The following is a 9,224-nucleotide window of genomic DNA, read 5'->3' as shown; positions in this document are numbered from 1 at the left end:
GGGGTGCCCCCCCCCCGGGGCGGTCCGTCAGCGGCGGACGAGCCGGTTCCGGAACTGCCGGCCCGTCCTGCGCAGCGCCCGCCACGGGGGGCTGACCCGCAACTGCCAGCGCAGCGCGGACTCGAGCTCGGGGTCGGTCCCGGTCCGCGCGACGTGCGCCAGGCTCTGGCGCACGAACGCCTCCTGCGCGCGGTCCCGCAGCGGGGTGCGGCGCAACCGGCCGAGGTCGAGGTCGCCGCTGAAGGTGACGAACCGGTCCAGCACCCCCTGGGCGCGCAGGGCGACCATGGTGCGCGTGCACTTCTCGCACTGCGAGCAGTTGAAGCGCCCGCCGCGGTTCTCCCAGCACACCCGCAGGTGCTGCGCGGCGACGTCCTCGTGGGCGAGGAAACTGATCTTCTCCAGCCGGGTGGAGTCCGCGCCGTCGTGGACGAGCTCCACGGCGTCACCGCTCCACAGGGGGTCGGTGAGGGGGTGCGAACCCCACGGCCGGGCGTCCTTGTAGGTGCGGGACGAGGGGACGTAGACCTTCCCGACGACGCCGGAGAGGGACTGCGCCACCGCGGCCAGCGCGGCCCCGTGGGTGAGTTCCCACCCCTTGTGCAGCGGCCGGAAGCGGCGCAGGTCGGTGGTGACCTCGACGAGCTCCTTGCCCAGCGCCGCCGCGGCATCCCGCGCGTGCTGCAGCGCCTGGGCGCCCAGGTCCTCGTCGTCGACGAGGATGTCGAAACCCCACACGAAGATCAGGTGGGTGATCTCGTCGCGGCGGCGCAGGGCGCTGTGGAAGCTGTCCACCCCGCCGCTGAAGAAGCAGCCGACCCCGGCCGCCCGCTGCCGCCCGGGCTCGGCGGTGCCCACGTGCACGGGCAGGGCCGGCCGGTCCAGCCAGGTGGCGAAGACCTCCTGCAGGCGCCCGAGGTTCCGAGCGAGCGCGGGGGTGACGTCGAGGTCGACCGCGAGGGGGCGGCCCGCCTTCAGCGAGGGGATCAGGCCGAGCGCGACCTCCGCGTCCCCGGAGGCGGTCAGCGGGACCGTGCCCGACTCGACGTACAGCTCCTGGCCGTCCACGCGGTACACGACCCGGCCGTCGGTCGCGTCGACGAGCTCGACCCGCAGCGGGTCGACCGCCGGAACGGGCGCCGGGGCACCTGCTGCTGCGTGGGTGGGATCGTCGTTGGTTCCCGTGAGCACGAGCGCTGTTCCCCTTCGTCACCGAACACCGGACGCGACTGACCGTGGTGGAGGGTACACGCCACGTCGACCGTCACGGCCGTCCCGCTGGTGAACTCCGCGTACCGGGACCCGGATCGGGCAGGGAACCTCAGTAGGCCCCGCGCCCGCCCACCACGGCCTTGACCGTCTTCGCGAGGATCATCGCGTCGAACGCCGGCGACCAGTTCTCCACGTACTGCAGGTCCAGCCTCGTCGACTCGTCCAGGTCCAGGTCGGAGCGCCCGCTGACCTGCCACAACCCCGTCAGCCCGGGCTTCACGAGCAGCCGGCGGTGCAGGTCGTCGCCGTACTCGGCGACCTCCTTCGGCAGCGGCGGCCGCGGCCCCACCAGGGACATCGACCCGGTGAGCACGTTGAACAGCTGCGGCAGCTCGTCCAGGGAGTAGCGGCGCAGGAACCCGCCGACACGGGTGATCCGCGGGTCGCGCTTCATCTTGAACAGCAGCCCGTTGCCCTCGGACTTCTCGCGCAGGTCGATCAGCAGCTTCTCCGCGTCGGTGACCATCGAGCGGAACTTCACCATGGTGAACTCGCGGCCGTCGCGGCCCACACGGGTCTGCAGGAAGAACGCCGGGCCCTTGGAGTCCAGCCTGATCATCGCCGCGATCACCAGGAACACGGGGCTGAGCAGCAGCAGCGCGACCGCCGCGGAACCGCGGTCCAGCAGCGCCTTGCCGACGTGGCGCAGACCGCGCAGCTCGGGGCGGTCCACGTGCAGCAGCGGCAACCCGGACACGGGGCGGATCACGACGCGCGGGCCCACCACGTCCGTCAGCGCCGGGGCGACGACGAGGTCGGCGCGGGTGTCCTCCAGCTGCCAGCCCAGCCGGCGCAGCACCGGCCCGTCCAGCTCCGGGCAGGTCAGGGTGGCGACCACGTCGACGTCCGTGCGGCGGGCCACCGCGGCGACCTCGTCCAGCGTCCCCCACACCGGCACGCCCAGCGCCTCCAGCTCCGCGCTGCCCAGCCCACCGGGGGTGCAGGCGCCGTCGATGCGCAGGCCGTGGTCGGTGTCGCGGCGCACCTGCCGCACCAGGGCGGCCACCGCCCGCGGGTGCCCGGCCACCAGCGTGGACTGCACGCACTCCCCCGCCGCGCGACGGCGGTGCAGGTAGCGGCGCGCCACCAGGCGCCCCGCCAGCGTCAGCAGGCCCGCCGCCGGCAGCGCCACCACCACGAAGCCGCGTGCCAGGTCCAGCTTGAACGCCCACGACAGGGTGCCCACGAGCGCCACGACGGTGGTGCCGGCGGTGAGGACCCGCTGGAACTCCTCCGAGCCGACGCCGAGGAACCGCGGCTCGTACGCCCGCATCAGGCCCATCGCGGCCACCCAGATCGGCGGCAGCAGCGCCATCAGCCACAGGACCGACGCCCCGCTCGTGGTGCCCAGGTGCAGCGGGGAGCCGCCGAAGCGGGCCGCCCAGCCCAGCAGAGCACCCAGCAGCGCGGCCGCGGCGTCGCTCGCGACGAGGGTGCGCACGTACTCGTGCTGCCAGACGGCGCGGCGGGAGGCGCGGTGCGCGCCCGTCGAGGTGGGGCGCCGCCGCGAGACGGGGAGGAAGGGGCTGGTCGCCGTGTGAGCAGCGGAGCCGTCGATGACCCTCCGCTGCTGGTGCGGGAGCACCCGCACCTCTCCTGCCGCCAGTTCCTCCGCTGCCATACCTCTCCCCCCGTCGAGGTGCCCTGAACATGCGCGACCACGACGGTGTGGACTCGGACCACTCGGTTGCCGCGGGCTACGTGCGTGCGTTCGGGTGACCCTTCACCACGGATGGTAGCTGGGCATCACCTGTTCTCCGCAACCCTCCCACAGAACTCGTTGAGCGCAACACGAGTCACGGAGGTCCCAGGGGCCCCACACGGACCGGTGCCCGTCAACGCGAAGAGGCCCCCGCCGAACCCGGCGAGGGCCTCTTCCCCTGGTGTGGAGCTGAGGGGACTCGAACCCCTGACCCCCTCGTTGCGAACGAGGTGCGCTACCAGCTGCGCCACAGCCCCTTGCTCGCTCCCCGTTGCCGCGGGAGCGAGAAGAACACTACCAGGCCCGGAGCACCGGCCCGGACGGCGGGTGCTCAGCCGTTGACCACGCGGGAGGGCTCCCGCACGTCGATCACCCGGCGCCCGCGCACCGACGGCGCCGGGGTGACCTGCACGTCGACCTCGACCGGCCCGGCGACCGGCGCACCGGCGCGGGCGGGACGCACCAGGCGGGCGCGCGGCTTGAGCAGGTACGTCGGCAGCGGCACCTCCGCGGGCTCCCAGCCCGCACCGTCCGCAGCCGCGGCGGGCGCCTCCGGCCGCGGCCGCGGGGCCGGGACCGCGCCGTCGGCGGCCGTCCGCGCGGCGGCCAGCTCCTCGGCGAGCTCGCGCTCCAGCTGCGCGGTCAGCTCGTCCAGCACCGTGCCGCCCGCGCGCCCCGCGTCCTCGGCGGGAGCCGCGGGAGCGGGCACCACCGCGGTGGGCACCAGGACCGGGGCCGGCGCGGCGGCGGCGTGGCGGCGCAGCGCCACCACCACCAGGGCCAGGGCCGCGGTCGGCAGCAGGGCCGCCCACGCCGGCGCCACCGACGCCAGCACCAGCGCCCACGTCACCACCGCAGCGCCCAGCACGGCCCCCAGCAGCCGGCGGCGCCGGCGCACCACCCGGCTCGCCCGGCTCTGCTGCACCAGCACGCGCGGCGCGGCAGCGGGGGCCGGAGCCGGAGCCGGAGCCGGAGCCACCGGAGCGGTCAGCTGCGGGTGCGGCACCGGCCCGGCGAGCACCGGACGGCTGGAGGAGACGGCGAGGGCGCCGGGACGCTCCGCGGGGGCGGAACCCTGGCGCACCACCACGCGCAGCGCCTCCGAGTCGCGGTCGCCGACGCGGGCCTCCCCCGCGTGCCGGCGCCGCCGGATGGCCGCGGGCACCAGGTAGGCAGCCCACAGGACGACGATGGTGAGGAAGATCAGGCTGCTCGCGGGCACGGGCGAAACGCTAGGGCTCGACGTCCACGACAGCGTGGACCTCGCCGGTGTGTCGCCGCACCGCTTCGCCACTGGGCCACCATCGGGTTACCCCTCGTGCCGAGGGTGAAACCACCCCCCGGGGGATCCGCTCAGGAACGGGTGGAGCCGCGGTACCGGTTCACCATCCCCTCCGGCACCTCCTCCGCCGTCACCGCGAACGTGCGGTGGTCGCGCCACGCGCCGTCGATGTGCAGGTACCGCTCGCGCAGGCCCTCGTCGCGCAGGCCCAGCTTGGCGGCCACCCGCAGCGACGCGGCGTTCTCCGGGCGGATGTTCACCTCGACCCGGTGCAGGCGCAGCACGCGGAAGCAGTGGTCGACCACCATCGCCAGCGCCAGCGGGATCGTGCCCCGGCCGGCGACCCGCTGGTCGATCCAGTACCCCACGTGCGCCGAGCGCAGCGAACCCCACGTCACGCCCGAGACGGTCACCTGCCCCACCAGACGCCCGTCCAGCTCCACCACGAACGGCAGCATGCGGCCCGCGCGCGCCTCGCGGGAGAAACCCCGCACCATCTGCGCGAACGTCGGCGGGGGCGGTGCGGCGTCCGGGCTCGTCGCCTCCCACGGCCGCAACCAGGACGCGTTCGCCGCGCGCACCGCCCGCCACTGCGCGGCGTCGCGCCGGCGCAGCGGCCGCAACCGCACCGGGCCCTCGACCAGTTCCACGGGCCAGGACGGCACGCTCACACCCGGCTCACGGGGTGCCGCCACCGCGGCGGTGGTCGCCGCCGTGCAACTGGTCGACGGCGTGCGGCAGGAAACCCGACAGGACCTCCACGCCGTCGCGCACCGCACCGGGCGAACCCGGCAGGTTCACCACGAACGTGCGCCCCGCCACGCCGGCCAGCCCGCGCGAGAGCACCGCGGTGGGGACCCCCTTCGCGGCGCCGGCGGCGCGGATCGCCTCCGGCACACCGGGGACCTCGTAGTCCAGGACGCGCCGGGTGCGCTCCGGCGTCAGGTCCAGCGGGCTCAGGCCCGTGCCGCCGTTGGTGACCACCACGTCGTACCCGGCGGCGACCGCGTCGCGCAGCGCCTCCTCCACGGGGTCGCCGTCCGGCACCACGAGGGGGCCGTCGACGGTGAACCCCACGCCCCGCAGGCCCTCCACCAGGACGGGCCCGGAACCGTCGGCGTACACGCCGGCGGCGGCGCGGTTCGACACCGTCACCACCAGGGCGCTGCGCCGCGCCCCGCCGGCCGCCGGGTCAGCCGTCGCGTCGGTCATCGACGCTCCAGTCCCCCGAGCGACCGCCGCTCTTGGCGGTCACCCGCACCCCCGTCACGACCGTGCGCTTGTCGACGGCCTTGACCATGTCCACGAACGTCAGCGCCGCCACGACCACGCACGTCAGCGCCTCCATCTCGATGCCCGTGCGGTCCGCGGTGCGCACGGCGGAACGGATCAGCACGCCCGGCCGCTCGGCGTGCGGTTCCACGTCGATCTCGACCTCGACGGCGTGCACCGCCACCGGGTGCGCCAGCGGCACCAGGTCCGGGGTGCGCTTGGCGGCCTGCAGCCCGGCGATGCGCGCCACCGCCAGCGCGTCGCCCTTGGGCAGACCACCGGAGGCGATCAGCTCCAGCACCCGCGGCGAGCACTCGACCCGCCCCTCGGCGCGCGCCTCGCGCACCGTGACCGGTTTGGCGGACACGTCCACCACGCGGGCGTGCCCGCGCTCGTCCAGGTGCGTCAAGCGCTCCCCGTCGGCGCCGCGCCCCGTGCCGTCCCCGTCCACGCCGGCCCCGCTCACGGCTGCCCCACCGGCAGCGGCCCCAGCAGCACGCACTCCACCTCGTCGCCCACCTCCACCTCGGACGTGCCCACGGGTACCACGGCCAGGCACGTCGTGCGCGCCAAGGCGGTCACCAGGTGCGAGCCGTGCCCGGAGACCGGCTCCACGTGCAGGCGGCCGTCCTCGCCGCGGGTCCACGCGCAGCGCACGTACTGCTCCTTCGCCGGCGGGGAGGTCCAGCCCCGCGCGACCACGCACCGCACCCGCGGGCGCTCCGGGTCGGGGCCCTCCGCGCCGAGCATCCGGCGCAGCGCCGGGCGCACGAACACCTCGAAGGACACGAACGAGCTGACCGGGTTGCCCGGCAGCGTGAACACCGGGACCCGCTGCTCCCCCAGGGTGCCGGCGCCCTGCGGCATCCCCGGCTGCACCGCCACCCTCCCGAAGCGCACCCGGTGCCCGGCGCGCTCGCCCAGCGGCCCCGACAGCACCTCCTTGACGGTGTCGTAGGCGCCCTCGCTGACCCCGCCGGAGGTGACCACCACGTCGGCGCGCACCAGCTGGTCGTCCAGCACCGCCGCCAGCGCCGCGGCGTCGTCGTCGACCACGCCCACCCGGTACGCCAGCGCCCCCACCTCCTCCGCGGCCGCGGTCAGCAGGTAGCCGTTGGTGTCGTGCAGCTGCCCCGGCGCCAGCACCGCGCCCGGCTCGACGACCTCCGCACCGGTGGAGACCACCACCACGCGCGGGCGCGGGCGCACCCGCACCCGGGCGCGGCCCACCGCCGCCAGGACGCCGACGTGCCGCGGCTGCAGGCGCGTGCCGGCTTCCACGACCACCACGCCGGCGGAGACGTCCTCACCGGCGCGGCGCACGTGCTGCCCCGGGCGCGGGGCGCGCCGGACGCTCACGTGCGCCACCCCGCGGTCGGTCCACTCCACCGGCACCACGGCCTCCGCGCCCGCCGGCACCGGAGCACCGGTCATGATGCGCGCCGCGGTGCCGCCCGCCAGGCGCAGCGGGTCGCCGCTGCCGGCGGCGACGTCCGCCACCACCGGCAAACCCACGGGCGTCTCCTCCGAGGCGCCCTCCACGTCCCGCAGCCGCACCGCGTAGCCGTCCATGCCGGAGTTGTCGAACGCCGGCAGCGGGCGCGGGCTGACCACGTCCTCGGCCAGCACGCAGCCCAGCGCGTCGCGCAGCGCCACGTCCAGCGGCCGCAGCGGGCGCACCAGGTCCAGGCAGGTGGCGGCGTGCTCGGCGACCGGCGTGAACGGGCCGTCCCCGTGGGAGCTGACGTGCGCGGTGCTCACGAGGGGGCGCCGGCCCCCGCCGCGACGTACTCGCCCAGCCACGCGCGCAGGTCCGGGCCGATGTCCTCGCGCTCGCTGGCCAGGCGCACCACGGCCTTGATGTAGTCCAGCTTGTCGCCGGTGTCGTAGCGGCGGCCGCGGAAGACCACGCCGTGCACGCCGCCGCCCGGGGCGTCGGAGCGCGCCAGCACCTGCAGGGCGTCCGTCAGCTGGATCTCCCCGCCCTTGCCCGGCGGCGTCTCGTGCAGCACCGCGAACACGGCCGGGTCCAGCAGGTAGCGGCCGATGATGGCCAGGTTGCTGGGGGCCTCCTCGCGCTTGGGCTTCTCCACCAGGCCGGAGACCCTCACGACGTCCTCGACGCCGGTGGGCTCGGCGACCGCGCACCCGTACAGGTGGATCTGGTCCTCGGGGACCTCCATGAACGCCACGACGCTGCCGCCGTGCTGCTCGCGCACCTCGATCATCTTGTCCAGCAGCGGGTCGCGGGCGTCGACGATGTCGTCGCCCAGCAGCACCACGAACGGCTCGTCGCCCACGTGCTGCTCGGCCACCAGCACCGCGTGGCCCAGGCCCTTGGGGTCGCCCTGGCGCACGTAGTGCACCTGCGCCAGGTCCGTGGACTCCTGCACGCGGGCGAGCTTGGCGTCGTCGCCCTTGGCCTGCAGGCCCACCTCCAGCTCGACGTTGCGGTCGAAGTGGTCCTCCAGCGAGCGCTTGTTGCGGCCGGTGACCATGAGGACGTCGGTCAGGCCGGCGCGCACCGCCTCCTCGACGATGTACTGGATGGCCGGGGTGTCCACCACCGGCAGCATCTCCTTGGGCATGGCCTTCGTGGCGGGCAGGAACCGGGTGCCCTGGCCGGCAGCGGGGATGACCGCCTTGCGGACCGTGCGGCCGGGACGCTCGTCGCGTTCGCTCATGGGGCCGGAGGCTACCGCCCGGCCCAGCCGCGGCACCGAGCGCAGTCGCGCGCTCACGCGGGGCATGGCTTTCCGGGCGCCGCGGGGGCAGACTGGACACGTCGACGGCCACGTGCAACCGCGCGCGCGGGACGTCGCGAGACCCCCGGGAGCCGCCGTGCCCACCACCCGCGCCGACGCGCCGTCCGCCACCGCCCGCACCGCGGGCCTGCGCGTCGCGCACGACCCGGTCGAGGTGGGCGCGCGCAAGCTCGGCCTGCGCAGCGCGCTGCGCGCCCGCCGCCGCGCCCGCGACGCCGCCGAGGCCACCGAGGTCGACGCCGCCGTGGCCCGCACGCTGCTGGCGTGCCCGCTCGTCGCCGGCGCCCGCCGCGTCGCCTGCTACTCCTCCCTGCCCGGCGAGCCCGGCACCCGCTCGGCGCTGGCCGAGCTGCGCCGGCACGGCGTGGAGGTCCTGCTGCCCGTGCTGCTGCCCGACGCCGACCTCGACTGGGAGGTGCGACCGGTGCGCGCCGGCGCCACCGGCGGGCACGGCCCGCTGGGCCCGCACGCCATCGCCACCGCCGACGTCGTCGTCGTGCCGGCCCTGGCCGTGGACACCGCCGGCCGCCGCCTCGGCCAGGGCGGCGGCAGCTACGACCGGGCGCTGCGCAGGGTGCCGGCCCGGGTGCCGGTGGTGGCGCTCGTGCACGACGACGAGCTGTTCGACGCCGCCGTCAGCCCGCTGCCGGTGCTGCCGCACGACCGCCCGGTGCACGCCGTCGTCACCCCCACCCGCTGGATGCCGTTCACCGCCTGAGCGCTGCCCGCCCCGGTCCCGGCGAGCCCGCCCCTCCCCCGCCCACCACCCGGCCCCTCCTCCCGGCCCCTCCCCCCGGCCCCGGCCGGGGGGAGGGGCCGGCGTGGTTCACTGTGCCCCGTCGATGGTGACTGCGAGCTGTGCCCAGATCGACTCCGAGTGCTGACCGGTCGCCCCGGCAGCGCCGGCGAGGAGGAGCCCCCGTGACCGTGG

At 76.1% G+C, this 9,224-nt stretch carries 9 protein-coding genes and 1 tRNA gene; 1 reads left to right on the top strand and 9 read right to left on the bottom strand.

The annotated features are described in order from the left end of the window. Positions 1-27: 27 nt before the first annotated feature. From V9U69_RS00090 to galU, 9 genes are all read right to left on the bottom strand, one after another. Positions 28-1,191: a hypothetical protein gene (locus tag V9U69_RS00090; protein WP_337059246.1), complete on the bottom strand. Its 1,164-nt coding sequence runs from the start codon at positions 1,189-1,191 to the stop codon at positions 28-30. 130 nt (positions 1,192-1,321) lie between these two features. After that, entirely contained in the window at positions 1,322-2,893 is a 1,572-nt protein-coding gene (locus tag V9U69_RS00085; protein WP_337059245.1) for a sugar transferase, read from the bottom strand. Between the two features lie 265 nt (positions 2,894-3,158). Continuing rightward, positions 3,159-3,231 (bottom strand) — tRNA-Ala (locus V9U69_RS00080). 74 nt (positions 3,232-3,305) lie between these two features. Beyond that, a complete protein-coding gene (locus tag V9U69_RS00075) occupies positions 3,306-4,196 on the bottom strand; it encodes a hypothetical protein (protein WP_337059244.1) in 891 nt (296 codons plus the stop codon). Between the two features lie 131 nt (positions 4,197-4,327). Beyond that, entirely contained in the window at positions 4,328-4,906 is a 579-nt protein-coding gene (locus V9U69_RS00070; RefSeq protein WP_337059243.1) for a GNAT family N-acetyltransferase, read from the bottom strand. A 28-nt stretch (positions 4,907-4,934) separates the two neighbouring features. After that, positions 4,935-5,468: a MogA/MoaB family molybdenum cofactor biosynthesis protein gene (locus V9U69_RS00065; RefSeq protein WP_337059242.1), complete on the bottom strand. Its 534-nt coding sequence runs from the start codon at positions 5,466-5,468 to the stop codon at positions 4,935-4,937. Further along, the gene (gene moaC / locus V9U69_RS00060) at positions 5,449-5,994 is read right to left on the bottom strand and encodes a cyclic pyranopterin monophosphate synthase MoaC (RefSeq protein ID WP_337059241.1); all 546 of its coding nucleotides are present in this window, start codon (positions 5,992-5,994) and stop codon (positions 5,449-5,451) included. Before moaC ends, V9U69_RS00065 begins: the two co-directional genes overlap by 20 nt. After that, a complete protein-coding gene (gene glp / locus V9U69_RS00055; RefSeq protein ID WP_337059240.1) occupies positions 5,991-7,289 on the bottom strand; it encodes a molybdotransferase-like divisome protein Glp in 1,299 nt (432 codons plus the stop codon). The genes moaC and glp overlap by 4 nt, the downstream gene beginning before the upstream one ends. After that, positions 7,286-8,212, bottom strand: coding sequence for a UTP--glucose-1-phosphate uridylyltransferase GalU (galU, locus tag V9U69_RS00050; RefSeq protein WP_337059239.1), 927 nt, complete (start codon positions 8,210-8,212; stop codon positions 7,286-7,288). The genes glp and galU overlap by 4 nt, the downstream gene beginning before the upstream one ends. 157 nt (positions 8,213-8,369) lie before the next feature. Here galU and V9U69_RS00045 point away from each other — a divergent pair, with 157 nt between their 5' ends. Next, on the top strand, positions 8,370-9,011 hold the full coding sequence (locus tag V9U69_RS00045) for a 5-formyltetrahydrofolate cyclo-ligase (RefSeq protein WP_337059238.1): 642 nt from the start codon (positions 8,370-8,372) through the stop codon (positions 9,009-9,011). Positions 9,012-9,224 lie beyond the last annotated feature (213 nt).

It is taken from the genome of Kineococcus sp. G2, from assembly GCF_037154035.1.
In the GTDB taxonomy this organism is placed as follows: Bacteria; Actinomycetota; Actinomycetes; order Actinomycetales; family Kineococcaceae; genus Kineococcus.
Note: the sequence above shows the minus strand (reverse complement) of the source record. Positions and strands in the feature narration are given on the sequence as shown.

What these genes read in the sequence shown, in the direction of transcription:
- V9U69_RS00085 (WP_337059245.1), bottom strand. Translation starts at nt 2,893, where the DNA reads ATGGCAGCGGAGGAACTGGCGGCAGGAGAGGTGCGGGTGCTCCCGCAC.
- galU (WP_337059239.1), bottom strand. Translation starts at nt 8,212, where the DNA reads ATGAGCGAACGCGACGAGCGTCCCGGCCGCACGGTCCGCAAGGCGGTC.
- V9U69_RS00065 (WP_337059242.1), bottom strand. Translation starts at nt 5,468, where the DNA reads ATGACCGACGCGACGGCTGACCCGGCGGCCGGCGGGGCGCGGCGCAGC.